Consider the following 23352-nt stretch of genomic DNA (forward strand, 5'->3'; position numbering starts at 1 on the left):
TTCCCATCAGCCATCGCATCAAGAAATGCGCCTGGAACGACGACTATCTCATCAATGCCATCACTCATATGCGATAGCCCTGCCCTCGAGGGGGAGATGGCCAGGCCAGAGGGGGTCGCCTCGCGTGAAGCGCCAACCTTCTCTTTCGTCCCACATGGCGTCGCGCCAGGACGTACTGACCCCCTCTGTCGCCTTCGGCGACATCTCCCCCTCGAGGGGGGAGATTTGCGCTCAGCCGCTTTCGCCAACAAAAAAGCCGCCAGGTTTCCCAGGCGGCCTTGGATGAATTTCTCGACGACGTCGCTTAATTCAGCTTCGACTTCAAATCCTGCAGCGAGGCGTTGAAAAGGTCGGCGCCGGCCTTGGCGTCGATCTTGCCGGCCAGCAGCGCGCGCGCGGCTTCGACCGCGATGTCGACGGCGCTGGCGCGCACTTCGCCGATCGCCTCGCGCTCGGCCTGGCCGATCTTCTGCTCTGCCAAGGCGGTACGCCGGGCGACATAATCCTCGGTCTTCTTGTGCGCCTCGGCGGCGAGCATGTCGGCTTCGCGCTTGGCGGCGGCGACGATGGCCGCGGCCTCCTGCTCGGCTTCCTTGCGCTTGCGCTGATATTGGCCGAGCAACTGCTGGGCCTCTTCGCGCAACCGGCGCGCTTCCTCGAGTTCGCTGCTGATCTTGTCGGCACGGGCATCGAGCGCCTTGGCGATCATGCCCGGCACCTTGATGTAGATGGCAATGCCGAGGAAGATTATGAGGGCAACGGTTGCCCAAAGCGTCGCGAGAGATGTGGCGTCCATGATGCGCTCCTCACCCGGCCACGGATTTGACCGCGGCCGCGATCTCGGCCTTGCTGGCCTTGCCGCCGACCAGCGCCTCGACGATGGCCGAAGCGGTGTCCTCGGCGATCGTGCCGACTTCCTTCATGGCATTGGCCTTGATGGAAGATATGCGCGCCTCGGCCTCGCCAAGCTTCTGGTCAAGCGCTGCCTCGATCGTCTTGCGGGCAGCCTCGGCTTCCGCCTTGGCCGCATCGTTGGCCTGCTGGCCGATCGCATTGGCCTTGCCCTTGGCTTCCGCCAATTCCTGCTCATAGGCGGCAACGGCGGCATCGGCCTCGCCTTTCAGCCGGGCAGCATGATCGAGATCCTGCGTGATGCGGTCGTTGCGCACGTCGATGATGCCGCCGACGCGCGGCATCACTACCCGCTTCAAGAAGAGGTAGAACAGCCCGAAAGTGATTGCCAGCCACAGCAGCTGTGACGGGTACGTCGCCGGATTGAATGGCGGGAACGTGCCGTGCGCCTCGGCAGGCACGCCGGTGGCGGCGTGCGTTTCGCCTTCCGTTGCGGCGGGCGCGGACTCTTGCGCAAAGGCAGATGTCACGAACATGGACTATCCCCGAAATTCAGACCCGCCGCAGGATCGCGGCCGGCCTGTTCAATTCTTCCCAATGTTCAGCCGAACAAGTATTCAGCCGAACAGGGCGAGAAGCGCGATGAGAAGCGAGAAAATACCCAGCGCTTCGGTCACGGCGAAGCCGAAAATCAGGCGGCCGAACTGGCCGTCGGCGGCCGACGGGTTGCGCAGCGCGCCCGCCAGATAGCTGCCGAATATGTTGCCGAGGCCAATGCCCGCGCCGCCCATGCCGAGGCATGCGATGCCGGCGCCGATGTACTTTGCTGCTTCTGCGTCCATTTGTTCAACTCCTTTGGATCTAAAATTCCGTTGCAAATTCGATCCGGCGGCAATGCCGGAAACCTTGTTAGTGCCCGGGATGCAGGGCGTCGTTGAGATACATGCAAGTCAGCACGGCAAAGACGTAGGCCTGCAGGAACGCGACCAGCAGCTCCAGCGCCGTCAGCGCCACGGCCATCGCCAGCGGCAGAACCGAGCCCGCCACGCCGACCGCGCCGAGCGCGCTCAGGCTGACGACAAAGCCCGAGAACACTTTCAGCGTGATGTGACCGGCAAGCATGTTGGCGAACAGACGAACCGAGAGGCTGACCGGACGCGAGACGAAGGAAATCACCTCGATCAGCACCACCAGCGGCAGCAGGTAGACCGGCACGCCATGCGGGACGAACAGCTTCAGGAAGCCAAAGCCGTGCTTGGTGAAGCCGTAGACGACGACCGTTCCGATCACCAGCGCAGCGAGGCCGAAGGTGACGATGATGTGGCTGGTGATGGTGAAGAAATATGGGAACAGGCCAAGCAGGTTGGCGACAAGCACGAACATGAACAGCGAGAACACGAAGGGGAAGAACTTCATGCCTTGCGTGCCCGCGGCGTCCCTCAGCATATTGCCGACAAATTCATAGGCCATTTCCGAGACCGACTGAAGGCGGCCGGGAACGAGGCTGCGGCTCGACGTGCTGAGGTAGAGAAACGCCGATGCAACAGCAACCGTCGCAAGCATAAACAGAGCCGAATTGGTGAAAGACAGGTCGTAGCCGCCGATGTGAATCGGAATGATCGGCTGAATCTGGAACTGGTGGATCGGATCGACCTTGTCAGCAGCCACTTTAAATCCCCATCGAAGCCGCAGACGGCTTGAGTATCCTGTTCAATGCGCCGGCATGCGGCGCCTCAATTCATTCTTTCGGATCGCGCGGTTTGTCGCCCGTTCCGAATTCCGACACAAGCCCGGCTGAACGCAGGACATTGAGCACGCCGGCGCCAAAACCCAGCAACAGCCCGACTATCAGACCCCATGGCGATGTCCCCGCCACGCGATCGATAAACCAGCCGAGAGCCGCGCCGACCACTATCCCGGCGATGAACTCGCTGGACAGCTTGAGCGCCTGGCCGTACCCGGCCACACTGCCCGCTTTCGCGTCGTCTTTCCCCTCGAGCCGGTCCGGCCGCCTTGTCGCAAGCGATGCTTCAAGGTCGCGCCGACGGCGCTCAAGATCGTCGTCGCGGATGTCGGCTTCATGCTGCTTGCCGCGGCCGGTTTTTCCGGTTCCGTCTGGCCCATTCTTGTCGGCCACGCAACCCCCCTGCCCGGTCAGACCGTCACCGTCCGTCCGCTTCTTAAAGTCGCCGGCAACATAGTTAGAGGGTCCGCGCCCGTCAAGCCACGAGCGGACGTTCAAGCTCAAGTATTTTTTCGTTATAAATCAGCTACTTGCTTGGGTGCGACATCGTGCCCGACGCGGTCTCTGGCGGGCTGCGGCCGAATCCCCACGACGACGGGTCTTCGATCGGCCGCTCTCCCGCGAAAGATGCAAGGGCTGCCCGAGCACTCAGCTCCAGCCGCCGCCATAGGTGCGGTAGAAGATATGCAGGCCGATCCTGGTCATTTTCTTCATCGTCCTCGCCCAGCCCGGATGGACGTAGTTGGCGTAATAATGGGTCGACGAGCCGACTTCCGGAATGAATATCTTGCCGGCTGTGACGGCCATGGCGACATCCTGGGCGGTCTTGTAGGCGGCGGGATTGTCGATGCGCTTCTTCCTGCCGTCGCAGGCGAAGGAAAACTGGCAGCGGTTGAACCAGTTGTCGTTCTGGTAGACGACGCCGCAGATCGAGTTCGGATAGGCCGGGTTGCGGACGCGGTTGAGGATGACCTGGGCGACGGCGGCCTGGCCGCGCACGGATTCGCCGCGCGCCTCGAAATAGATGCCGTTGGCGAGACAGGCCTGCTCCGGTTTGGAAAAGACGCTCGCCGGCAGCGGCGTCTGCATCCAAGAATGATCGCCCTTGCTCAGAGGTGGAATGAAGCGGCCATCGTTCGGGTCCTCGTCCTGCAGCAAGGCCTCGAAAGGCGATGCCTTGGCATAGTCGGGAGCCGACGAGGCATAGGCGGTCGCCAGCACGTCGGGATGATCGTTGTTGACCAGCGCGGCAAGCATCGCCGGCACGCCGGGATCCGGCTTCTTGTCGACGCGCGTGTGGAAGGCGGCGGCGATCTGGATTTCCTTGCCTTTGATCTCGGGCTTGGCGAAAGCCATCCTCAGGCCGCTGTCCATGCTTGGGCGGAGCAGTGAGGAGGTGCGCTCGAAGATCGAGCCGGCGTTGAAGTTCTTCGGCGGCGAGACGGGCGAGACCTGGATGATGCGGCCCTTCTTGTCGGCACGCGTGATACGGTTCTCGTCCGGCGTCGTGCCGGCGATGCCGCCCTTGCCGCGAAACGAGACGGAGCCGATGCCGGGCAGTTGGACGCCGGAGCCGGAGAGCGAGCCGGTGCTGCTGGAATCGAGGAAGGGCATTTCGGCGGCGTGAACGGAGCCGGCGACGGACTTCTCGACATAGGCGTTCCAGCGGACGCTCGGCGCCTCAAGGCCGGAGACCAGGCTTGTCATGTCCTGATAGGCAGCGACCGTCGGAAAGCCGATCCAGATGCCAAGGCCAATAATAAACGGAGACAGGAAGGAACGTTTTTTGTCACCGGCGGCGGCGACAAGCCGCGTCAAAACACGTCGATGCACGGAACTCTCCAGAAACGCAACGGACCCCACTGGAGAGCTACAATGATGCATTAACCTTGATGGGGCGTTAACAGCTTAGAACGTTGTTTTCCCATCTCATGTCGAAGTCAGGCGCTTTTGCGGCCATCGCTTGACGGAAGAAAGATCGGCCAGGCGATCAGTGCGCAAATAGCCGCACCCAGCCAGACGCCTGCCCACGAGCAGAGCACGAGAAGTCCGGGAATGGCGATCGGCACCAGGAAGAAGGCAATGAAGACCAGACTGTTGGCAAGGCCGAGCGCGGTTCCGGCCTGGCTCGCGCCGGCCAGCGTCGCAAGCTCGGTGTAGGCGACGCCATGCCAGGAGGAGACGCAAATGCCGGCCACGACCAGCATCGCGACGATCGCCGGCGACAGCATCGGCACCTGGCCTGACAAGAATTGGGCGGCCAACAAGACGAGTGCCGCAAGCACGGTGAAGGCGATCAGGCTCAACAGGCTGCACAGACGCAGAAACGACCGGCGGTTGCCGTGACGGTCGGTGTAGCGGCCGCTCCAGACGCGCATGACCATGGCGCCGACCTGCACGGCAGCGAGGCTGGCGCTGATCACGGCTGTTCCCATGCCGGCGAAATCATGCAGGAAGACGGAAGCAAAGGTGAGCACCGCCACCTGCGGAAAGCACAGCAGGCCGATGGCTGTTGCGATGCGCCAGACGGCCGGGTTGCGCAGCGGCGGCGGGCCGGCCGGCCTTGCCGTGCTGCTCGAATTGGCATCGTCATGCACCGGTGGCTGATGCAGCCAGCGCCAGGCGAGAGAGGTCGAGACGGCGGACGCAGCCGCCAGAAGTCCGAAGACCGCCGTGAAGCCATGGGCCGAAGCGAGCGACGGCAGCACGAGCGCGCCAAGCCCGCCGCCAAGCGGCACCGCCGTCTGCCTGATGCTCATGGCAAAGCCGCGCTCGCCTTCGCCGAACCAGGCCATGATGGCGCGGCCACTGGAGCCGTTGACGCTGCCGCCGAGCAATCCGGTGACCAGCAGGGCAGCGGCGAGAAGCGCGATGCCAGGAATGTGGGCCGGTGACGGCACGATCAGCGCGGCCATGACAAGCAGCCAAACCGCGGTTGCGCCGAGCCCGGTCAGCAGCACGCGGCGGTCGCCCCAGCGATCGGTCAGCAGTCCCCACGGCAATTCGCTCAGCGCTACGCCCAGGCCGAGAAGACCAAGCGCCATGCCGAGTTCGCCATTGGAGAGATGATAGCCCGAGCGCAGGAACACCGCCGTCGCCGGAATGCCGGAGAAGGTCGCGGAAAAGCAGGCATTGGCGGCGACGCCGATGCCCAGCACCTTCCAGCGATGATTGGCTCGAAGTGCCGCCGCTTCCGACGGGGCGGCAACGGCGCCTGGGCGAAGCGGTTTGCAATCTGGTCCTGTGGCGACAGCAGACATGGTTCAGCTCCTGCATGGGCTGGTTGCGTTCGGTCTTGACGCGCTGTCTCTATCGCCATAGCTTCGTCCTGAATATCAGGAAGTTTTTGACGTAATGTCCCAAATATCAGGATTATTGCCATGCGACGCGTGACATTCGATCTCGACGTCCTGCGCAGCTTCGTCACCGGTATGGAGTTGGGCAGCTTCGCCAAGGCCGCCGACCGGCTCGGCCGCTCGACCTCGGCAATCAGCGCACAATTGAAGAAACTGGAGGAGCAGGCGGCGACGCCGATCTTCCGCAAGTCGGGGCGCAGCCTGGCGCTGACCGAGGCAGGCGAGACCATGCTGGGCTATGCGCGGCGGCTGATCGAGCTCAACGACGAGGCCGCGTCCGCCATCCACGACGTCGAGCTGGAGGGCTGGGTGCGGCTTGGATTGCAGGAGGATTTCGGCGAGGCGGTCCTGCCGGAGGTGCTCGGGCGCTTCGCCCGCGCCCATCCCAAGGTCAAGATCGAAGCCAGGATCGCACGCAGCCACGAGCTTGCCGAACGGATCATTTCGGGCAGCCTCGATATCGCGCTTGCCTGGCACAATGGCGCGACGCTGCCCTACAGCCGGCATGTCGCCGACGTCCAGATGCGCTGGATCGGCCCGGCAAAACAGATCGAGACCAGCCTGCGCGATGGCGAGCCTTTGCCGCTGGTGGCGCTCGAAGCGCCGTGCCTGCTCCGCAGCGTGGCGACCGAAACCCTGGACCGCGCCGGTCTGGCATGGCGGATGGCCTTCTCCAGCCCGAGCCTTGGCGGTATCTGGGCAGCCGTCGCCGCCGGGCTCGGACTGACGATCCGCACCGATATCGGCCTGCCGGCCACCGTCAGGGCGATGACGCCGGGGATCGCCGGGCTGCCCGCTTTGCCCAAGATGGCGCTGTTCCTGCATCGCAAGGAGGCCGAGCCCGACCCGGTGGCGGCGCGGCTTGGCGACATCCTGCTGCAGGCGGCGCTGGAAGCGTTGCCGCAGACGCAAACAGCGCCTGTCCTGCGCAACGTGGCGTAGAGGAGAAGTGGCGCTCAGCGGCGCTTCTTTGCCTTGCTGGCGAATGGGTTGTCCGAGGTGCGCAAGGCGATGCGGATCGGCACGCCGGGCATGTCGAAAGCCTCGCGCAGGCTGTTCGAGAGATAGCGGACATAGGATTGCGGCATCGCGTCGGGCCGTGAGCAGGAGACGACGAAGCCCGGCGGCCGCGTCTTGGCCTGCGTGACATATTTGATCTTCAGCCGGCGTCCGGCGACGGCGGGCGGCGGGTGATGCGCCAGGATGCCTTCCAGCCAGCGGTTGAGCTTGCCGGTCGACACGCGGCTGTTCCAAACGCGATGCGTCCTGATGACAGCATCCATCAGCTTGTCGAGGCCACGCCCGGTCTCGGCCGAGACCGGCACCGCCTGCATGCCGCGCGCCTGCGGCAACAGCCGCTCGGTTTTTTCGCGCAGCTCGGCCAGCAACTCCTGGGGATGGTCGATAAGGTCCCATTTGTTGAAGGCGATCACCGGGGCACGGCCCTCGCGGATGATCAGGTCGGCGATCTGCAGATCCTGCTTCTCGAAGGGAATAGTCGCGTCGAGCACGATGATGACGATCTCGGCAAAGCGGATGGCGCGCAAGCCGTCCTGCACCGACATCACTTCGAGCTTTTCGTGGATCCTGGCCTTGCGGCGCATGCCGGCGGTGTCGAACAGTTTTAAGCGGCGGCCATGCCAGTCCCAGTCGACCGAGATGGAATCGCGGGTGATGCCGGCCTCGGGGCCGGTCAACAGCCGTTCCTCGCCGATCAGCGCGTTGATCAGGGTCGACTTGCCGGCGTTGGGACGGCCGACGACGGCGATGCGCATCGGCTTGGTGTCGTCATAGCTCGGCTCTGCGTCCGGGTCGGTGATGTCTTCGCCGATCAGCACCTCGCTGGCGGCGACCTCCTCCTCACCGGCCTCTTCGTCCTCACCGAAGGCGCGCGCCTCGCCCAGTGCCGCGATCACCGCATCGCGCAGATCGGGCAGGCCCTGGCCGTGTTCGGCCGAGACCGGGATCGGCTCGCCAAGGCCGAGCTCCCAGGCCTCCAGCATGCCGCCCTGGGCGCCGCGCGCCTCGGCCTTGTTGGCGACGACGACAACCGGCTTGCCGGACTTGCGCACGATCTCGGCGAAGGTCTTGTCGTCGGGCATCAGCCCGGACTTGGCATCGATCGTGAAAAAGATCAGGTCGGCTTCGCGGATGGCGATCTCGGTCTGCGCGCGCATGCGGCCGGGCAGCGTCGAGGCGGCCGCATCCTCGAAGCCGGCGGTATCGATGACGTCGAAATGCAGATCGTAGAGTTTTGCGGCATGGACGCGTCGATCGCGGGTGACGCCCGGCGTATCGTCGACAAGCGCCAGCTTCCTTCCCACCAGCCGGTTGAAAAGGGTCGATTTGCCGACGTTAGGCCGGCCGATGATGGCGACTTTGAAAGTCATCCGTTGTTACGATACACCGCCCGAGCCGCGGATCAGCTCCGACATCAACGTCGCCCGCTCGCGCGTGTTGCGCGGGGCGCCGTCATCGGCGGCGATCTGGTCGAACAGCTTCAATGCATCCGCCGCCTTGCCTTCCTTCCAGGCGGCAAGGCCAAGTGCTTCGCGCGCCGTATGGCGCAGCGTGTTGGTGTCGGCGGTAAGCGCCTCGACGCGGCTGGAGACATCGGCGAAAGAGCCATGGTCGACCAGAAGCAGCGCTGCCCTGAGGCGCGCCATGTCGCGAATGCCGGAGGGGATCTTGGTGTCGGCGGCGACCTCGTCGAAATCCTTGACGGCGGCGTCGACGTCGCCCTTGTCCGCCTTGACGGTTGCCGCGCGCATGCGGGCGAGCAGCGGATAGGCGCCGTAGCCGTCCTTCTCCAACGCCTCCAGAGCGGCAAGCGCCTCGTCGTTCTTGCCGTCATTGGCAAGCTTGAGCGCCTGCGAAAAAGCATCGCCCGAGCGGTTGGCGCGGGTCTCGTCCCAATAGCGGTAGCCGACGACAGCAGCAGTGCCAAGCACCACCAGCACGGCCAGCACGAGCAAGGCGGGACCGAAACGGTCCCACAGCGCATGCGCCTGGTCGCGACGAATCTCTTCGTTGACTTCGCGGATAAAACTGTCGTCCGACATGATCAAAACCATTCATGCCCCGGGCGGGGCGGTTGATGAGCCCGCGTTTTAGCGAAATTTTGCCGGCATGGAAGGGGTTCGGCAGGAAAATCGCCTATTCACGAGGCAGTCGCCGCCAACGGCGGCCGACAGGTCGATCGTACCCGTGCCATATTTCACCGGTAGGCGTCGCTTCTACATTCCTTGACCCGGTCAGATGCCTTTGCCCCGTTTGTCCCGCGTTGTTGCGTTTTCCATTGCCGTGTTTGCTGCCGGCGCGGCTTGCGCCGACCCGCCGGCGCCGCCGGCAAAACCGAAGCAGATCGTCATCATCTCATTCGACAGCGCCCGCGACATTTCGCAGTGGCAGCGCAGCCGGGCGCTGGCCGCACGCACGGGTGCGCATTTCACCTATTTCGTCTCCTGCGTATTCCTGCTGTCGCCCGAGACGCGCAAGGAATACACCGCGCCCGGCAAGACAGAAGGCAAATCGAACATCGGCTTTGCCGCCTCCAAACAGGAAGTCGCCGAGCGGCTCGAGCAGATCAACCTCGCCGCCTCGGAAGGCCACGATATCGGCAGCCATGGCTGCGGCCATTTCGACGGCAAGGACTGGAGCAAAGCCGACTGGCTAAGCGAGTTCGGCTCGTTCAAGCATGTTCTCGAAAACGCCTATTCGATCAACGGCATTGCACCCGAACCAAAGGGCTGGCGCGATTTCGCAGGCAAGGCAGTGGTCGGCTTCCGCGCGCCTTATCTGTCGGCAAACAAGGCGCTCTACGAGGCGCTGCCTGCGGCCGGTTTCCTGCTCGACGCAAGCGGCGTCTCGCGTGGGCCGGTTGAGCCACCGACCGTCAGCGGCATCACGCGTTTTTCGCTGCCGCAGATCCCGGAAGGGCCGAGCTCAAGGCGGGTGATCGCCATGGACTACAATCTCTATGTCAGACATTCCGGCGGCTTCGAGCGGCCGAGCATGGCAGAAGAGTTCGCTGACCGGGCCTATCACGCGTTCCGCGCCGCCTTCGATGCGCAATACCGGGGCAAGCGCATTCCGCTGGAGCTCGGCTTCCACTTCACGCTGATGAACGACGGCGCCTACTGGAACGCGCTGGAACGCTTTGCCGGCGAGGTCTGCATCAAAGCGGACGTCGAGTGCATCAGTTTTCGCGATTATGTCGCGCGGCGCGGAGGAAGGCAGACGGCGGTGGGCGGCTGAGCCCAGTGCTCGCCGCCCGCCAGTCTTAGCTTGCCGGCTGGTCCTCAGGACGCAGCCCGGCTTGCTCACGTTCCAGATAGTGCTGGTCGATCGCCGGCAGCGGCTCGCCCTTGATCGTGGCTTCGAACGCTCGCAGCCGCTTGTGGACTGACAAGAGCTCAACGATCGTTGACCAGGAATTAACAAGATATTGGAACGAGCTGGTCACTTGGCTGAACGCGGAATTGACCTGGTTGACGAGACCCAACGTCAAGGTTCCGGCGACCAACGAAGGAGTCATCAAAAAAAGAGGGAATATGGTATTTAGTTGCAAGTAGAGATAGCGGACCACATTGAAATAGACGTAGTGGAAATAGAGCCGGAAGTAGTTCTGGCGCACATTTCCGAACAATTCGGAAACGGTCGGCGGCTGCGCTCGGGACTGATCGTCCTCACCATAAACAAGTTCCTTGCGGTAAGCGGCTTCGACGCGCTGGTTGCGAAACTGCAAGCCGGGCAGCTTTATGCCGGCGGTGGCAATGCATACCGTCCCAAACATCGCCCAGAAGATCGCAGCCAAAACCAACGGCTGCGGCACCTGACCGATGAAAGGCAATGCCGTAATGTGCTTTGAGTAGGCAAGCAAAATCGGCATGAAGGCGATCAAAGTCATTATCGAATCAATAAAGCTGGTCCCAAGATCTTCCATGATCTTTGAAAAGCGCATCGTGTCTTCCTGCACGCGCTGGGAAGCTCCCTCGATGCTCCGCACCCTAGGCCAATAGGACATGTAGTAGTCGTTCATCGCTGTCCGCCAGCGAAACACCCAATGGCTTACAAAGAAATTTGTCAGAACGTAAACAGTAACAGCCACCAGAGCGATGCCGAGGAAAGTTATTAACTGCGCATAAACATCATACTCTGTCGCCTTCACACTTTTGCTCACAATGCCCTGGATCAGATCCCAGAACGGCCCGTACCAGGCATTGATCGCTACACTTACCTGAACCTGAAAATAGGTCGTGAACAAGATCAGCGAGCTGCCAAGGATCGACCAGCGGTCCCACGGGTGCGGGGAATACCAATGCCAGAAGGCGTAAAAGAGCAGCACACCAAGTGTAAAATAGATGTAGAACCAAAGGAACGGAGGCGACCAGAAAACGGAAACGCCAATGATCGGCGCCGCGTCCACTGCAGGGAGGGGAAATCCGACCAAAGCGCCTAGCTGGTCGCCGCCGAGAAACCACACGGCCACCATGACCGCACTCCAGACGGCGGCCGAGGTGAAAAAGAGCTTCGGCTGCGGAAAAAACGATACGAACACTGTGGCGAAATCCTCGGTCGGCGCAAATCAGCGGCGTTGGTCAGCGGGCATAAAGTCACACATTAGTGGGAAAGAAAATGCCCGTGCCCGACGCCCGGCGCCGAGCAAGACCATAATCATGGCGATTTTGGCGCAGCCGACCAGGCGATCGCACCGGAAGCGAGCAGGACGGCGGCGGCAACGATCGAGGCGAGGAAAAAGTTACCCGAGGCCTGCGCAAGCAGCCCGGCGACGATCGGGCCGATGATCTGGCCGAGGCCGAAGGCGGCCGTCATCACCGCCAGCATCCGGCGTGGCGCTTGCGGAGCAAGCTGCCTGCCGGTCTGCAGGCCAAGCGCGGTGATGGCGATGAAGGTGCCGCCGACAAGAAGGCCGCCGAGCAGCGGCCCTGTGTGCCCGCCCATGATGACACTGGCGCTGACGCCGACCACCTCGACCAGGCACCCAAGCGCGTAGGTGGCATAGAGCCCGATTTTAGCCGCGAGCTTCTGCCACAGCCAGACCGAGGGAAAACCGGCAAGTCCGGTGACCATCCAGACCACAGCCTCGAAGACGCGGCCGCCGCCGCCCTGGCGGACGATGGCGACCAGGAACGTTGCCGTGACGATGTAGCCGAAGCCGAACAGGCCGTAGGCGACGATGATCTTCACCAGCGATCGGTTTTTCGGCAGTGCCGGCTCGCTCCCGGTGGTGCTGTTCGCGGCCGAGGTGCCGCCGGCCAGCAGGGCGACGGCGGCAAAGCCGCCGGCCGAAATCACCGCCGACCACAGCCAGCCCGCCGCCCAGCCGGCATGTTCGGTGACGAGGATTGCCAACAGCGCCGAGGACGCCGCGATGCCGACGCCGACGCCGCCGAAATACAGCGCCTGCAGGTCGCTTCGCCCGGCTGCGGCGAGATGACCGAAAACGATGCTGGTCATGAAGACCAGCACGAAAGCGCTGGCGAGGCCAGCAAGAAAGCGGATGAGGAGAAAGGCGGGCATGGTGCCGGTCAGGCCCATCAGCCCGGCGAGGATCGCAGTGGCGGCAAGGCCGGCCAGCATCAGGTGGCGCTCGCGGCCTTGCGCCCAGCCGTCGGTGGCGGCAAGCGCGCCGACGAGGTAGCCGAGATAATTGGCCGATGCGATCCAGCCGGCATCGGCCGGCGACAGGCCGAGCTCTTCCATCATTCCGGGCAGGATCGGCGTATAGACGAAGCGGCCGATGCCCATGGCGACGGCCAGGGCGATCATGCCGGCGATTGCCAGGCGCAAGGGCGAAGCGATGTTCATCGCGGTGCACCATAGGTGCGCCTGCCGGTGAGACAATCCGCCTTTTATTGGGCCAGAAGTGTTCGCGGCGGCGTCGGCGGCTGGCTCACCTGAGGTGCCAAGCACGATCCTCGTTCAGGAACTCAGGCGCAGCAGGTCGAGGCCGTCTCGTAGTGTGTACGACCCGCGGTCAGCCTGAACGGCATGTCGGCGAGTTCGCGCTCCGACATGGTATAGAGGAGCGGATGCGCCAGCGGATCGGTCACCCAGTTGATGGCCTCGCTGTCATGCCGGTGTGGCTGCATCCCGATCGGGGAAAAGGCGCCGAGCCATGATAAAATCTTCATCGGATTTGCCTCCTCACTTTGAGTAACCCACTTAAAATCCGGCATCCGGTAGTGTCTGGCAATTGAGATTTCCGCCGTTCGAGTTTAGAAAAACTGTATGGCTACTCTGAACCGCGTCCATCTCAACGGCTTGCGCGCCGTGGAAACGGTTGCCCGCCTGGGCTCGCTTGCGGCGGCGGCCGGCGAGCTCAACGTCTCGGTCAGCGCCGTCAGCCAGCAGATCAACCGGACAGAAAAGCAGCTCGGCCGGGCGCTGTTCGAACGAACGCCAGCTGGCCTGGTGGCGACGGAATTCGGTGCCATCTTCACAACCCGGCTCGGCGCAGGGTTTCGCGAACTCGCGCAGGCGGTGGCGCTTGCCGATGAAAGCTCGGAATGCACGCTGGTGGTTTCGGTGGCGCCGGCTTTCGCCTCGAAATGGCTGCTGCCGCGGCTGTCGCGGCATTTTGCCCGGCATCCGAACGTGCTCCTGCGCATCGATGCCTCGGTGCGGCTTGCCGATCTCGATCGTTCGGACATCGACGTCGCCATTCGGCTCGGCGACGGCAAATGGCCGGGCGGGCGCGCCGAATTGCTGCTGGCGCAGGAGGTGTTTCCGGTCTGTGCACCGGTGATCGCCAGCAAGCTGAAATCAATCGAGGACCTTGCTTTGACCTGTGCGATCACGGACGAAAGATCGATGATCAGTTGGGAGAGCTGGTTCGAAGCGGCGGGGGTGGAGCCGGTCACCTTCATGAAGGGCGCGCGCTTCACCGATCCGATGCTGTGCCTGGAATCGGCGATTGCCGGTCACGGCGTCATGCTCGGCTGGCAGTTGCTGGCCGCCGACGCACTGGCCGACGGCCGGCTCGTCGCGCCGTTCGGCGTACGCGCGCAGAGCGGCCTCGGCTATTGGCTGGTGACTTCGGCCAGCAAGGGCGAAAGCCGCAAGGTCAGGGATTTCAAGACCTGGATGCGCGAAGAGATCGAGGCGACGATGGCGCAGTTCAGATCGCTCGAGAGGGCCAGCTAGGACGTAGACTCATTACCGCGTAGCCAGATGCGGATTGCGACGAGTTTGAGCGCGGTAAGATAGTTCTCAGCCAGCTTGTCGTAGCGGGTTGCGATGCGGCGGAATTGCTTCGCTTTGTTGAAGAAGCGCTCAACTAAGTTGCGGGCCTTATACAAGAAGGGGCTGAAGCAGATCGGGTCCTTGCGGTTGGCCTTGGGCGGGATGTTGGCCCATGCTTTTCGCTCGCTGACCGCATTGCGCAAGGCGTCGGCATCATAGCCCTTGTCGGCGAGTAGCATGGCACCCTCCGGCAAATCCGTGATCAGGTCCGCGGCCGAGGTAATGTCACTCATCTGACCTGCCGTGAGCATCAGTTTGATCGGCATGCCTTTGGCGTCGACAAGAGCATGGATTTTGGTTGTCAGCCCGCCTCGGGAACGACCGAGACAATGATCTCGATCCCCCTTTTTTGCCGTCGCGCCCTGCTGATGGACGCGAACAATAGAGGTGTCGATCATCTGCACCTTGCCGTCATGGACTTTGGTGATAGCACGCGCCGATCATCGACACGCGGCACACCTCGTGGCCTTTTGGGCAAAAGTGGCTTGATCACGTGCCATTCGAAGTCGGTCAGGTCATATCGGCTCATGCAGAGTCTGGAATCAGATTCCTCTGCAATAGGAAAGCCGCCAGTCGACAATCGACCTCTTAGCGGACGTATTTGATCAATTCACAGGTGGTCTTGGGAGTGCCGCAGCCACGAAGTCTTGACCTCGGAATTGCAGTGCCAATGGTGTTCAGCCACCAGCACGGCAAGTCCGGACGTTCCGCAGGGGTCGTTAGTTGCGGCCGTTGTCGTCGATGGCGAGGGAACTCGACAGCTCGCGATAGGTATCGATCTGCTGCTGCAGAATGGCAATCTTCTGCTCTGCCGTGGCAATGGCATCGGCACCGGCAAGGAAACGGTGGGGCAGCACGTCCCCAGCCGCGAGCGTGATCAGGGCGCGCGCAAGCTTGGCGGGGTCACCCCCTTGCTTGCCGTTTTGAGAACGCCAGAAAGCGATCTGCGCCGTCCGCCGCTCATGGTAGTCCTCGACGGAAGGCGCGGCATAGTTGGTCGACTCTTCCGTGAGAAGCTCGGTGCGGAAGAAGCCGGGGTTCACGATCATCGTCTCGATGCCGAACGGCACGACTTCGGTCTGCAGCGCCTCCATCCAGCCGTCGAGGCCGAACTTCGAGGCTGAATAGGCCGAGCAGAACTCGAAACCCATCAGCCCGGCCGTCGAGGAGATCGAAATGACCCTGCCGGACCGCTGGTTGCGCATCGCTGGCAGAAAGGCCCGCGTCACCTTCATGGGACCGACGAGGCTGGTGCTGAGCTGCAGTTGCATCTGTTCGGCGGTCAACTCTTCGAAGTACCCGGCAAAGAAACTCGCCGCATTGTTGACCAGCACGTCGATGCGGCCAAACCGGTCAAGCGTTGCCTGGGCAGCGGCTTCGGCGTCGGCCGCGCTCGTCACGTCCAGCTTGACGATAAGGAGGTTCTCGGACTTTCCGACGGCCCTTGCGACCTTTTCCGTGTTGCGGCCGGTTGCCACCACCTTGTGGCCCGCCGCCAACGCGGCCTTGGCGATAATCCAGACCGAGGCCCCGGCCTGCGCCGGTGATGAACCAAACACTCATATTGGGCTCCTGTTGTCTAGGCCGCAGCTCGGCCTCGAATTCGGACGGATGGCCAGCATGGGCTGACGTCCCATGCTGGTACCCATCCGCTAGCGGACTGCATCACTGCGGAAGGCCGGCGCCTTCGGTGATGATGCGAAATCCTTCGGTCGACTTGGTAAAAAACTGCCGGGCCGCCGTGTATCCCGGCGAGTTGTAGTAGCGCTTGGCGTCAGCAAGGCTCGGGAACTCGGCGATGGCGATCACCGATCTCGAGCTTCCTTCGATGGCAGTGACATTAGGATTGTAGACGATCACGCGGCCGCCATACTGGGTGACGAGCGGCGAGGCGGCTTCGATGTACTGCTGAAACACCGCCTGATCTTTGATGTCATAGCTGCCGATCATGTAGGCGCGGGGGACGGCGCCCGTCGCTTCCTGAGCAAAGGCGGCCGGGCTCACGATCATGGTGAGAGCGGTGAGCGCGCCCACGATTACCTTCTTCATTTTGTTCTCCTTCAGTGGGCCAGTTGGACGGTAGGCATTGCGCGGAGAGTTGCTCCGGTTGACCGTCTGGCCTTGATGTCAGGAAGTTAGCTCCTTTAGCGGCATGCAATTAGATGGTATAATTTGCATGAGCTTAGAAGGGGGATTGATGAATGCGTCGCGACAGCCTGGATGACTTCCTGACCTTCATCGCCGTCGCCCGCGAGCGCAGCTTCACCAAGGCGGCCGCCATGCTCGGCGTGTCGCAGTCGGCTCTGAGCTATTCGATCCGGACGATGGAAGAGCGCCTCGGCGTTAGGCTGCTGACCCGCACGACCCGCAGCGTCTCGCTAACCGAAGCGGGGGATCGCCTGTTTCGAAGCATCGCTCCCAAGTTAGATGAGATCGCAAGCGAGATTGCCGCCCTCAGCGCCCTGCGCGACAAGCCGGCCGGCACAGTCCGGATCACCACGGTGGAGCATGCCGGCGAGACCATCATCTGGCCCGCCATGGTCGGGCTCATGCGCGACTATCCCGACATCAGGGTCGAGATTATCCACGACTACGGCTTGGCAGACATTGCGGCCGATCGCTTCGATGCGGGTGTACGGCTCGGCGAACAGGTGGACAAGGACATGATCTCGGCGCGCGTTGGGCCAGACTTCCGCATGGCGGTTGTGGTAGCGCCTTCATACTTCGCAAGCCGCTCCCGTCCGGTCACGCCTGAAGACCTTGCCGATCATGCGTGCATACCCCTGCGACTGCCCACAGGCGGCTGTGCACCGTGGGAGTTTCGCAAGGAGGGGCGGGAGTTGAAGGTGCGCGTTCAAGGACACGCCGCGTTCAACACCCTCGCGATGATCTGTCAGGCCAGCCTTGAAGGATTCGGGCTCGCCTATCTGCCCGAGGATCTGGTGACCTACCCACTCGAACAGGGTCGCCTGGTGCGTGTTCTTGAGGACTGGTGCCCCCTTCGGCCGGGATATCACCTGTATTATCCAAGCCGGCGCCAACACTCGCCGGCTTTCGCACTCGTGCTGGAAACGCTGCGCTACCGCGACTGAGTGCGGTTGAAATAAGGGTCGTCAGACCTCGACGACCATGGCACCTATCCAAGCCGCCCAGTACAGGAAGTCCGGAGCGTCCGTTTCCCACCGATCCCAGTCCCCCAATTTATGAGTTCACGGCCTAGGGCTGCCGGCGTCATCAGAGTGGAAAGGTCGGTAGCGCCGGTCTATGTAAGACACAGTCCCCAATCACGGCAGGCAGGATCATGACCACACATTCGCGCGGCGTTTCCGCAAGCATCGACCCGGTGAAGCTCGACAGGCTGGCGGAGGTCGCCGTCAAGGTCGGGCTGCAATTGCAACCGGGGCAGGATCTGGTGCTGACCTCCTCGATTGCAGCGCTGCCTTTGACGCGGCGGATCGTCGAGCATGCCTACAAGGCAGGTGCGGGCCTGGTCACGCCGATCTTCAATGACGACGAGATCACTCTGGCACGCTTCCGCTATGGCGCCGACGACGGCTTCGACCGCGCCGCCGGCTGGCTCTATGAAGGCATGGCAAAAGCCTTCGCCAACAATGCGGCCAGGCTTGCGGTGCGCGGCGAGGATCCGTCGCTGCTTTCTTCTCAGGACCCGGCAAAGGTGGCGCGTGCCAACAAGGCGAATTCGATGGCCTACCAGCCGGCGCTGGAGAAGATCACCGGCTTCGACATCAACTGGAACATCGTCGCCTATCCCGATCAGGCCTGGGCCAAGCAGGTATTCCCGGACGACGCGGAAGACGTCGCCGTGGCCAAGCTTGCCGACGCCATCTTTGCCGCCTCGCGGGTGGACGTCGAAGACCCGATCGCCAACTGGACGGCGCACAATGCGGCATTGAAGAGCCGCACCGAATGGCTGAACGGCCACAATTTCCACGCGCTGCATTTCACCGGTGCCGGCACCGACCTGACCGTCGGGCTGGCCGACGGCCACGAGTGGATGGGCGGCGCCTCGACGGCCAAGAACGGCATCACCTGCAACCCCAACATCCCGACCGAAGAGGTGTTCACCACGCCGCATGCAAGGCGTGTCGAAGGCCATGTCACCAGCACCAAGCCGCTGTCCTATCAGGGCACGCTGATCGACGGCATTGCGGTTCGTTTCGAGGCGGGGCGCATTGTCGAGGCCAAGGCCACGAAGGGCGAGGATGTGCTGCAGAAGGTGCTCGACACCGATGAAGGCTCGCGCCGTCTTGGCGAGGTGGCGCTGGTGCCGCATTCCTCGCCGATCGCCAAGAGCGGGCTCTTGTTTTTCAACACGCTGTTCGACGAGAACGCCGCCTGCCACATCGCGCTTGGCCAGTGCTACTCTAAGTGCTTCGTCGACGGCGCCTCGCTCAGCCAGGACGAGATCGCGGCGCGCGGCGGCAACAAGAGTTTCATCCACATCGACTGGATGATCGGCTCCGACAAGATCGACATAGACGGCATCCACAAGGACGGCAGCCGCGTGCCGGTGATGCGCAAGGGCGAGTGGGTTTAGGCCCGGGATCGCTAAGCGAAGGCCAGCAAGCATCGGCGCCTGCTGGCCCATGCGGAGTTGGCAATGGAGCTCGCGGTCAAGCGCATCTATGAGCCGCCGGCGCCCGATGACGGGCAGCGGGTGCTCGTCGATCGCATATGGCCGCGCGGCATCGCCAAGCAGGACTCGGCGCTGACGGCCTGGCTAAAGGACATCGCGCCAAGCGACGCGTTGCGCAAATGGTTCGGCCATGAGCCGGCGCGCTGGGCGGAGTTCCAGCGGCGATACCGCGATGAGCTCGAACGGAACGGCGAGGCGGTGGCGGAACTGCGCGCCTTGCTTCGTGAAGGCAAGGTGACGCTGCTCTACGGCGCCCATGACGAGGCGCACAACAATGCGGTGGCACTGGCTAGCTATTTGCGTGAGAACAATTAGTCACGCCGGCGGGACAGCACCCCTCTCTGTCCTGCCGGACATCTCCCCCTCGTGGGCCCCCAAGGGGGGAGATTGGCAGCTTCGCCGAAAGCGCCCTTCTTTGGAGACTAGCGAACGCCGAAGTGACATCCAATCACCCCACTAGAGTGGGAGATGTCCGGCAGGACAGAGGGGGCGCGACGGATCGCGGCGGGTCGGTCCTATTTCCTACTCACCGCCTGCTGATAAACATCAGGCTTGAAGCCAACGAGAACCCTGTCGCCAAGTTCCAGCACCGGTCGCTTTATCATCGTCGGTTTGGCCAGCATCAGCGCCTTGGCCTTCTTTTCATCCAGACCCATCCTGTCTTCGTCCGACAGTTCACGGAACGTTGTGCTCGCCTTGTTGAGCAGGATTTCCCAGCCGACCTTGCCTGACCAGCCGTTCAGCCGGTCCGCGTCAAGCCCGTCTGCCCTGTAGTCGTGAAAGCGATAGGCAACATCGTGGCTCGCCAGCCAGACACGCGCCTTCTTGACCGTATCGCAATTGGTGATGCCGTACATGGTGATCGTCAAAACGCGTCCTCGGACCAGTCGAATCTGACGGCACCCTAAAACCGCGCCTCTCACTTTTCCAGCGGCCTCGCCGGGCTCCGCGATTTTGGCGCTTGCCAATAGTAAGGACTTTCCCTAAGTGTTTTCTAAGCCAACTCTGGTCACGCGGAATGGCCGAGGCAAGGAAATGACCATGACGAGCCTGCAGACCGAAAGCCCCCCGCCGATCGACGGCATTTTCCGGGCGCTCGCCGATCCGACCCGGCGACGCGTGGTCGAGCGACTGAACCGAAGCCCCGCCTCGGTCAGCGAGCTTGCGCAGCCGTTCGAGATGGCCCTGCCATCCTTCATCGAGCATCTCCGGGTTTTGGAAGGCTGCGGGCTGGTGCATTCGGAGAAGGCAGGCCGCGTCAGGACCTACCGGCTCGCGCCGGAGCCGTTGAAGCTCGCGGAAAACTGGTTGGCCGACCAGCGGGCGCTGTGGGAGCGCCGTCTCGACCAGTTCGACGACTACGTGCTGAAACTCAAGGAGAAAGACAGATGAATATGGTCCCGTTGTTCCAACCCGATCCGAAGCTCGACCTCGTGCTCGAACGGACGATCGAGGCGCCGCGAGAACTGCTGTGGACGGCCCTGACGAGGCCCGAGCATGTCCGCCAATGGTTCACGCCGAAGCCGTGGATCATCACCGATTGCGAGATCGACCTGCGGCCCGGCGGTCTGTTCCGCACCCGCATGCAGTCGCCTGACGGCAAGGAGGTCAACGACAGGCGTTGCTGCTACCTCGAGATCGTCCAGAACGAGCGGCTGGTGTGGACCGATGCGCTGCTGCCAGGCTACCGGCCGTCAGGCGACCCATTCATCACAGCCGTCATATCGCTGCAATCGCATGGCGAAGGGACGCGCTACACCGCGACCGCCATCCACCGCGACGAAGCCACGCGCAACACCCACGAGGAGATGGGCTTTTACGACGGCTGGGGCACGGTGGCGGATCAGTTGGCGGGCTACGTCAAGACGATCTGAGGGGACCCTGGCTTGGCTCACATTGCGGCCACGGAATCGTCGTGGCCGTTCAACCGCCAGCGCCCGAGCTCTTCGTACCGGCCTTGCCGGATCAGACTGCGGATGAGCACAAAGTCACGTACGGTCCAGCTGATCGGTTCGATCGCCCGTTCTCGAACCCTTTGAACCCGCAATTTGTCACGAAGCAATGTAACATGAGGTTCAAAGGAGCTCCCCACAAAGGGCTTCAGCGGGCTGTCGGCGATCAGGGCGGTAAGATTGCGCCAGAACGCTTGCAGCGGCGGGACGCCGTCGCTGCCACGCAGCACCAAGGCACCGCCGCCGAAAGCCGACAACCGATCGAACGACACCTCAAACGGTTTCGCCTGGACCATCGAGGCGACGTGGCGGGCGATTTTGACCAATTCCTCCGGCAGTCCATCATAGTCGCCGAGCCCAATAAGCGAGATGTGCAGGCGTTCCGCCGGAAACACTTGCCCTCGCAATCCCGATTCTCGCCGCCAGACGGCGGCCCGGCGTGCAAGCGGCACGGCGATCGTACTTTCAAGAAGAATGGCGAAGAACAGCCGGTCATTCCAGCGCCGATCCAGCTCCTGCCAGTTGAACACGGCTTGGCCGTTTTCGGTGATCCTGAATGCGGGCAGCTCATTCATGTTCATTGCTCCTCTCAAAGCCATTCCCGCCCAGCCAAGCAGAATAGAACAAAAAGGGAACAAATCAAACGGAAATGATACGAGCGCCGGTACTGGCAGCACCAACGCTCGCAACCACATTTCGGTCGGCCGTATGTTGATGGCTCAGGCGCCGTAGCCGATGATGCCCTTGATCTCGAGGAAATCGTGGATCGCCCGGTCGGCGTATTCGCGGCCGTTGCCTAGCTGGACAGCATAGGGCAGTTGGCGCCACGGCGCAGGCTGATATGCGCCACGTCGCCGACGCTGAATTGAAAACCCTCCGCCCGGCGCGGCGCGTCGATCACCACCTGTGTCCCCTGCCCCAGCTCTGCATGAAGGCGCAAGGTGCGGCCGTGAAAGACGATGCTGTTCACCCGCACCGGTGCAGTACCGGCCGCGGCCTCTGTCGTCGCCAAAAGGTCCTCCGGACGCACGCCGATGGTGCGCACCGTGCCCTCGCCAGGCAGTTCGCCCGTCTCCGAAACCGCTTCCAGCGGCAGGGCGCCGGCGGCGAACCGCAAGCGCTCGCCGTCACGGCCGACGAAGCGCGACTGCAGAAGGTTCATCGTGCCGATGAAGCTGGCAACGAATTTGGTGGCGGGCCGGTCGTAGAGGGTCGCCGGCGGCGCAATCTGCTCGATGCGGCCTTTGTTCATGACGACGATGCGATCAGAGATCGACAGCGCCTCGGTCTGGTCGTGCGTGACCATGACGAAAGTGGTGCCGAGGCGCGACTGCAGTCGCTTCAATTCGACCTGCATCTGTTCGCGCAGATGCGCATCGAGCGCCGACAGCGGCTCGTCGAGCAGCAGCACGCGCGGTTCGCAGACGATGGCGCGGGCAAGCGCGACGCGCTGGCGCTGGCCACCCGACAATTCGGACACGCGGGCGCCGAGCTTTTCAGCAAGGCCGACCATGTCGAGCGCTGCGCCGACGCGCTTCGCCTGTTCGGCACCGGCGAGCTTGCGCAGCGACAGGCCGAAGCCGACATTTTCGGCGACGTTCATGTGCGGGAACAGCGCGTAGTCCTGGAATACGGTGTTGACCGGACGGTCGAAGGGCCTGAGCGCGCTGATGTCGCGGCCTTCGAGCAGAACCTTGCCGCTCGACGGGCTTTCGAAACCGGCGATGACCCGCAGGCTGGTGGTCTTGCCGCAGCCGGACGGTCCGAGCAGGGTCAGGAACTCGCCGCGCGAAATATCGAGATCGACGGCATCGAGCCCGACGATACCGCCGGGGAATATCTTGGAGACCTTGTCCAGCCGGACGAGTGGATCAGGCGCCATCGCGAACCTCGGACGGCTTGGTCGTGTTGACCCACAGGATCTGGCAGCGCTCGCTGCCCGGATTGCGGAAGGCATGCAGCAAGGTGCTCTTGAAGGCGAAGCTGTCGCCGGCCTTCAGCCCGTATCTGGTCGAATCGACCACCAGCTCGACCTCGCCCGACAGGACGAAGCCGAATTCATGGCCGGCATGGGCGTAGGCTTCGGCGGTGCCGCCACCGGCCTCCACCGTCACCAGCATGCCGGTCAGCGCAGCGGCCGGCGGCGACAGCAGCGACTTGGCGATGCCTTCCGACTTGACCGGGATCTGACGCCGGCTGTTGGCGCGCACGCAATAGAGGTCGTTGCCGGCATCATTGCCGTCGGCGATCAGCGCCGACGGCTCTATGTCCAGGGCGGCGGCGAGCGGCCAGATCACTCGCACCCGCAATGACGACATGCCGCGCTCGATCTGGCTCAGCGCTCCTATCGAGACACCAGCTTTGGCGGCAAGTTCGGCCAGCGAGAGATTGCGCTCCAGCCTGAGCGCCCGCACGCGCCGGCCGACCCTGACGTCGGCGTCGTCCTTCGGCTTCTCAGCCGCTTCGTCCAGCATGTCCATTCGTTCGTCCTTGTTTGGTAGGGTTTCCCCTTCTCCCCTTGTG

Annotated in this window: 25 protein-coding genes and 2 pseudogenes; 8 read left to right on the top strand and 19 right to left on the bottom strand. The window is 63.0% G+C overall.

Annotated elements, in window-relative coordinates:
- Positions 1 to 304 precede the first annotated feature (304 nt).
- From NKH91_RS28530 to NKH91_RS28560, 7 genes are all read right to left on the bottom strand, one after another.
- On the bottom strand, positions 305 to 796 hold the full coding sequence (locus NKH91_RS28530; protein ID WP_023716855.1) for a F0F1 ATP synthase subunit B: 492 nt from the start codon (positions 794 to 796) through the stop codon (positions 305 to 307).
- A gap of 10 nt (positions 797 to 806) precedes the next feature.
- Complete coding sequence (locus tag NKH91_RS28535) at positions 807 to 1388, bottom strand: F0F1 ATP synthase subunit B (protein WP_023716854.1); 582 nt, start codon at positions 1386 to 1388, stop codon at positions 807 to 809.
- A gap of 81 nt (positions 1389 to 1469) precedes the next feature.
- Positions 1470 to 1694 carry a F0F1 ATP synthase subunit C gene (locus tag NKH91_RS28540; protein WP_006206606.1) on the bottom strand — a complete coding sequence of 75 codons (225 nt, stop codon included), beginning with the start codon at positions 1692 to 1694 and terminating at the stop codon, positions 1470 to 1472.
- Positions 1695 to 1761: 67 nt separating this feature from the next.
- A complete protein-coding gene (locus NKH91_RS28545; RefSeq protein WP_023716853.1) occupies positions 1762 to 2520 on the bottom strand; it encodes a F0F1 ATP synthase subunit A in 759 nt (252 codons plus the stop codon).
- 70 nt (positions 2521 to 2590) lie between these two features.
- Positions 2591 to 2989, bottom strand: coding sequence for an AtpZ/AtpI family protein (locus NKH91_RS28550; protein ID WP_023716852.1), 399 nt, complete (start codon positions 2987 to 2989; stop codon positions 2591 to 2593).
- A gap of 255 nt (positions 2990 to 3244) precedes the next feature.
- A complete protein-coding gene (locus tag NKH91_RS28555; protein WP_023716851.1) occupies positions 3245 to 4429 on the bottom strand; it encodes a cell wall hydrolase in 1185 nt (394 codons plus the stop codon).
- A 107-nt stretch (positions 4430 to 4536) separates the two neighbouring features.
- Positions 4537 to 5856 (bottom strand): MFS transporter, encoded by a 1320-nt coding sequence (locus NKH91_RS28560; protein ID WP_352885500.1) that lies wholly within the window; start codon positions 5854 to 5856, stop codon positions 4537 to 4539.
- Between the two features lie 120 nt (positions 5857 to 5976).
- Between NKH91_RS28560 and NKH91_RS28565 the strand changes: the two genes are divergently transcribed.
- On the top strand, positions 5977 to 6894 hold the full coding sequence (locus NKH91_RS28565; RefSeq protein WP_352515631.1) for a LysR substrate-binding domain-containing protein: 918 nt from the start codon (positions 5977 to 5979) through the stop codon (positions 6892 to 6894).
- Positions 6895 to 6908: 14 nt separating this feature from the next.
- Here NKH91_RS28565 and der read toward each other — a convergent pair whose 3' ends face one another.
- Together der and NKH91_RS28575 are read right to left on the bottom strand one after the other, a co-directional pair.
- Positions 6909 to 8342 (bottom strand): ribosome biogenesis GTPase Der, encoded by a 1434-nt coding sequence (gene der / locus NKH91_RS28570; protein WP_352496677.1) that lies wholly within the window; start codon positions 8340 to 8342, stop codon positions 6909 to 6911.
- A gap of 6 nt (positions 8343 to 8348) precedes the next feature.
- Positions 8349 to 9014 (bottom strand): tetratricopeptide repeat protein, encoded by a 666-nt coding sequence (locus NKH91_RS28575; protein ID WP_023674063.1) that lies wholly within the window; start codon positions 9012 to 9014, stop codon positions 8349 to 8351.
- A 202-nt stretch (positions 9015 to 9216) separates the two neighbouring features.
- On the opposite strand from NKH91_RS28575, the gene NKH91_RS28580 reads away from it, so the two are divergent.
- The gene (locus tag NKH91_RS28580) at positions 9217 to 10209 is read left to right on the top strand and encodes a polysaccharide deacetylase family protein (protein WP_352885502.1); all 993 of its coding nucleotides are present in this window, start codon (positions 9217 to 9219) and stop codon (positions 10207 to 10209) included.
- A 25-nt stretch (positions 10210 to 10234) separates the two neighbouring features.
- Here NKH91_RS28580 and sbmA read toward each other — a convergent pair whose 3' ends face one another.
- The 3 genes from sbmA to NKH91_RS28595 all read right to left on the bottom strand — a co-directional run bounded on the left by sbmA (position 10235) and on the right by NKH91_RS28595 (position 13109).
- Positions 10235 to 11512 carry a peptide antibiotic transporter SbmA gene (gene sbmA, locus NKH91_RS28585; protein ID WP_352484070.1) on the bottom strand — a complete coding sequence of 426 codons (1278 nt, stop codon included), beginning with the start codon at positions 11510 to 11512 and terminating at the stop codon, positions 10235 to 10237.
- A gap of 116 nt (positions 11513 to 11628) precedes the next feature.
- The gene (locus tag NKH91_RS28590; RefSeq protein WP_352484071.1) at positions 11629 to 12783 is read right to left on the bottom strand and encodes a YbfB/YjiJ family MFS transporter; all 1155 of its coding nucleotides are present in this window, start codon (positions 12781 to 12783) and stop codon (positions 11629 to 11631) included.
- A 122-nt stretch (positions 12784 to 12905) separates the two neighbouring features.
- A complete protein-coding gene (locus NKH91_RS28595) occupies positions 12906 to 13109 on the bottom strand; it encodes a hypothetical protein (RefSeq protein WP_352885499.1) in 204 nt (67 codons plus the stop codon).
- 97 nt (positions 13110 to 13206) lie between these two features.
- Between NKH91_RS28595 and NKH91_RS28600 the strand changes: the two genes are divergently transcribed.
- The gene (locus NKH91_RS28600; RefSeq protein WP_352885498.1) at positions 13207 to 14121 is read left to right on the top strand and encodes a LysR substrate-binding domain-containing protein; all 915 of its coding nucleotides are present in this window, start codon (positions 13207 to 13209) and stop codon (positions 14119 to 14121) included.
- On the opposite strand, the pseudogene NKH91_RS28605 reads toward NKH91_RS28600, so the two are convergent.
- From NKH91_RS28605 to NKH91_RS28615, 3 genes and pseudogenes are all read right to left on the bottom strand, one after another.
- Positions 14118 to 14749, bottom strand: a pseudogene (locus tag NKH91_RS28605) (IS5 family transposase). The gene NKH91_RS28600 and the pseudogene NKH91_RS28605 sit on opposite strands and share 4 nt — an antisense overlap.
- A 190-nt stretch (positions 14750 to 14939) precedes the next feature.
- Positions 14940 to 15783: pseudogene (locus NKH91_RS28610) on the bottom strand (SDR family oxidoreductase).
- 102 nt (positions 15784 to 15885) lie between these two features.
- Positions 15886 to 16269 (bottom strand): DUF1330 domain-containing protein, encoded by a 384-nt coding sequence (locus tag NKH91_RS28615; protein WP_352484075.1) that lies wholly within the window; start codon positions 16267 to 16269, stop codon positions 15886 to 15888.
- Positions 16270 to 16421: 152 nt separating this feature from the next.
- Between NKH91_RS28615 and NKH91_RS28620 the strand changes: the two genes are divergently transcribed.
- The 3 genes from NKH91_RS28620 (at position 16422) to NKH91_RS28630 (ending at position 19192) form a co-directional block, all read left to right on the top strand.
- Positions 16422 to 17312: a LysR family transcriptional regulator gene (locus NKH91_RS28620; protein ID WP_352484076.1), complete on the top strand. Its 891-nt coding sequence runs from the start codon at positions 16422 to 16424 to the stop codon at positions 17310 to 17312.
- Positions 17313 to 17521: 209 nt separating this feature from the next.
- The gene (locus NKH91_RS28625) at positions 17522 to 18778 is read left to right on the top strand and encodes an aminopeptidase (protein ID WP_352885497.1); all 1257 of its coding nucleotides are present in this window, start codon (positions 17522 to 17524) and stop codon (positions 18776 to 18778) included.
- Between the two features lie 57 nt (positions 18779 to 18835).
- Positions 18836 to 19192 (top strand): DUF488 domain-containing protein, encoded by a 357-nt coding sequence (locus NKH91_RS28630; RefSeq protein WP_352885496.1) that lies wholly within the window; start codon positions 18836 to 18838, stop codon positions 19190 to 19192.
- Between the two features lie 200 nt (positions 19193 to 19392).
- Here NKH91_RS28630 and NKH91_RS28635 read toward each other — a convergent pair whose 3' ends face one another.
- On the bottom strand, positions 19393 to 19746 hold the full coding sequence (locus tag NKH91_RS28635; RefSeq protein WP_352885495.1) for an ArsC family reductase: 354 nt from the start codon (positions 19744 to 19746) through the stop codon (positions 19393 to 19395).
- A 172-nt stretch (positions 19747 to 19918) separates the two neighbouring features.
- On the opposite strand from NKH91_RS28635, the gene NKH91_RS28640 reads away from it, so the two are divergent.
- Both NKH91_RS28640 and NKH91_RS28645 read left to right on the top strand, forming a co-directional pair.
- Entirely contained in the window at positions 19919 to 20269 is a 351-nt protein-coding gene (locus NKH91_RS28640) for an ArsR/SmtB family transcription factor (RefSeq protein WP_352845979.1), read from the top strand.
- Positions 20266 to 20751, top strand: a complete 486-nt coding sequence (locus NKH91_RS28645) for an SRPBCC family protein (protein WP_502899040.1) — start codon at positions 20266 to 20268, stop codon at positions 20749 to 20751. The genes NKH91_RS28640 and NKH91_RS28645 overlap by 4 nt, the downstream gene beginning before the upstream one ends.
- Positions 20752 to 20768: 17 nt before the next feature.
- Here the strand turns inward: NKH91_RS28645 and NKH91_RS28650 are convergent, their stop codons facing one another.
- The 3 genes from NKH91_RS28650 to NKH91_RS28660 form a co-directional block, all read right to left on the bottom strand.
- Positions 20769 to 21404, bottom strand: coding sequence for a 2'-5' RNA ligase family protein (locus NKH91_RS28650; RefSeq protein ID WP_352484078.1), 636 nt, complete (start codon positions 21402 to 21404; stop codon positions 20769 to 20771).
- Between the two features lie 221 nt (positions 21405 to 21625).
- Positions 21626 to 22711, bottom strand: a complete 1086-nt coding sequence (locus tag NKH91_RS28655) for an ABC transporter ATP-binding protein (RefSeq protein ID WP_352885494.1) — start codon at positions 22709 to 22711, stop codon at positions 21626 to 21628.
- The gene (locus NKH91_RS28660; RefSeq protein ID WP_352885493.1) at positions 22701 to 23309 is read right to left on the bottom strand and encodes a cupin domain-containing protein; all 609 of its coding nucleotides are present in this window, start codon (positions 23307 to 23309) and stop codon (positions 22701 to 22703) included. Before NKH91_RS28660 ends, NKH91_RS28655 begins: the two co-directional genes overlap by 11 nt.
- Positions 23310 to 23352: the final 43 nt, after the last annotated feature.

Source organism: Mesorhizobium sp. M0894 (assembly GCF_040319725.1).
Lineage (GTDB): Bacteria > Pseudomonadota > Alphaproteobacteria > Rhizobiales > Rhizobiaceae > Mesorhizobium.

What these genes read in the sequence shown, in the direction of transcription:
- NKH91_RS28560 (WP_352885500.1), bottom strand. Translation starts at nt 5,856, where the DNA reads ATGTCTGCTGTCGCCACAGGACCAGATTGCAAACCGCTTCGCCCAGGC.
- NKH91_RS28595 (WP_352885499.1), bottom strand. Translation starts at nt 13,109, where the DNA reads ATGAAGATTTTATCATGGCTCGGCGCCTTTTCCCCGATCGGGATGCAG.
- NKH91_RS28540 (WP_006206606.1), bottom strand. Translation starts at nt 1,694, where the DNA reads ATGGACGCAGAAGCAGCAAAGTACATCGGCGCCGGCATCGCATGCCTC.
- NKH91_RS28565 (WP_352515631.1), top strand. Translation starts at nt 5,977, where the DNA reads ATGCGACGCGTGACATTCGATCTCGACGTCCTGCGCAGCTTCGTCACC.
- NKH91_RS28645 (WP_502899040.1), top strand. Translation starts at nt 20,266, where the DNA reads ATGAATATGGTCCCGTTGTTCCAACCCGATCCGAAGCTCGACCTCGTG.
- NKH91_RS28640 (WP_352845979.1), top strand. Translation starts at nt 19,919, where the DNA reads ATGACGAGCCTGCAGACCGAAAGCCCCCCGCCGATCGACGGCATTTTC.
- NKH91_RS28660 (WP_352885493.1), bottom strand. Translation starts at nt 23,309, where the DNA reads ATGGACATGCTGGACGAAGCGGCTGAGAAGCCGAAGGACGACGCCGAC.
- NKH91_RS28530 (WP_023716855.1), bottom strand. Translation starts at nt 796, where the DNA reads ATGGACGCCACATCTCTCGCGACGCTTTGGGCAACCGTTGCCCTCATA.
- NKH91_RS28535 (WP_023716854.1), bottom strand. Translation starts at nt 1,388, where the DNA reads ATGTTCGTGACATCTGCCTTTGCGCAAGAGTCCGCGCCCGCCGCAACG.
- NKH91_RS28575 (WP_023674063.1), bottom strand. Translation starts at nt 9,014, where the DNA reads ATGTCGGACGACAGTTTTATCCGCGAAGTCAACGAAGAGATTCGTCGC.
- NKH91_RS28615 (WP_352484075.1), bottom strand. Translation starts at nt 16,269, where the DNA reads ATGAAGAAGGTAATCGTGGGCGCGCTCACCGCTCTCACCATGATCGTG.
- NKH91_RS28625 (WP_352885497.1), top strand. Translation starts at nt 17,522, where the DNA reads ATGACCACACATTCGCGCGGCGTTTCCGCAAGCATCGACCCGGTGAAG.
- der (WP_352496677.1), bottom strand. Translation starts at nt 8,342, where the DNA reads ATGACTTTCAAAGTCGCCATCATCGGCCGGCCTAACGTCGGCAAATCG.
- NKH91_RS28650 (WP_352484078.1), bottom strand. Translation starts at nt 21,404, where the DNA reads ATGAATGAGCTGCCCGCATTCAGGATCACCGAAAACGGCCAAGCCGTG.
- NKH91_RS28620 (WP_352484076.1), top strand. Translation starts at nt 16,422, where the DNA reads ATGCGTCGCGACAGCCTGGATGACTTCCTGACCTTCATCGCCGTCGCC.
- NKH91_RS28655 (WP_352885494.1), bottom strand. Translation starts at nt 22,711, where the DNA reads ATGGCGCCTGATCCACTCGTCCGGCTGGACAAGGTCTCCAAGATATTC.
- NKH91_RS28600 (WP_352885498.1), top strand. Translation starts at nt 13,207, where the DNA reads ATGGCTACTCTGAACCGCGTCCATCTCAACGGCTTGCGCGCCGTGGAA.
- NKH91_RS28590 (WP_352484071.1), bottom strand. Translation starts at nt 12,783, where the DNA reads ATGAACATCGCTTCGCCCTTGCGCCTGGCAATCGCCGGCATGATCGCC.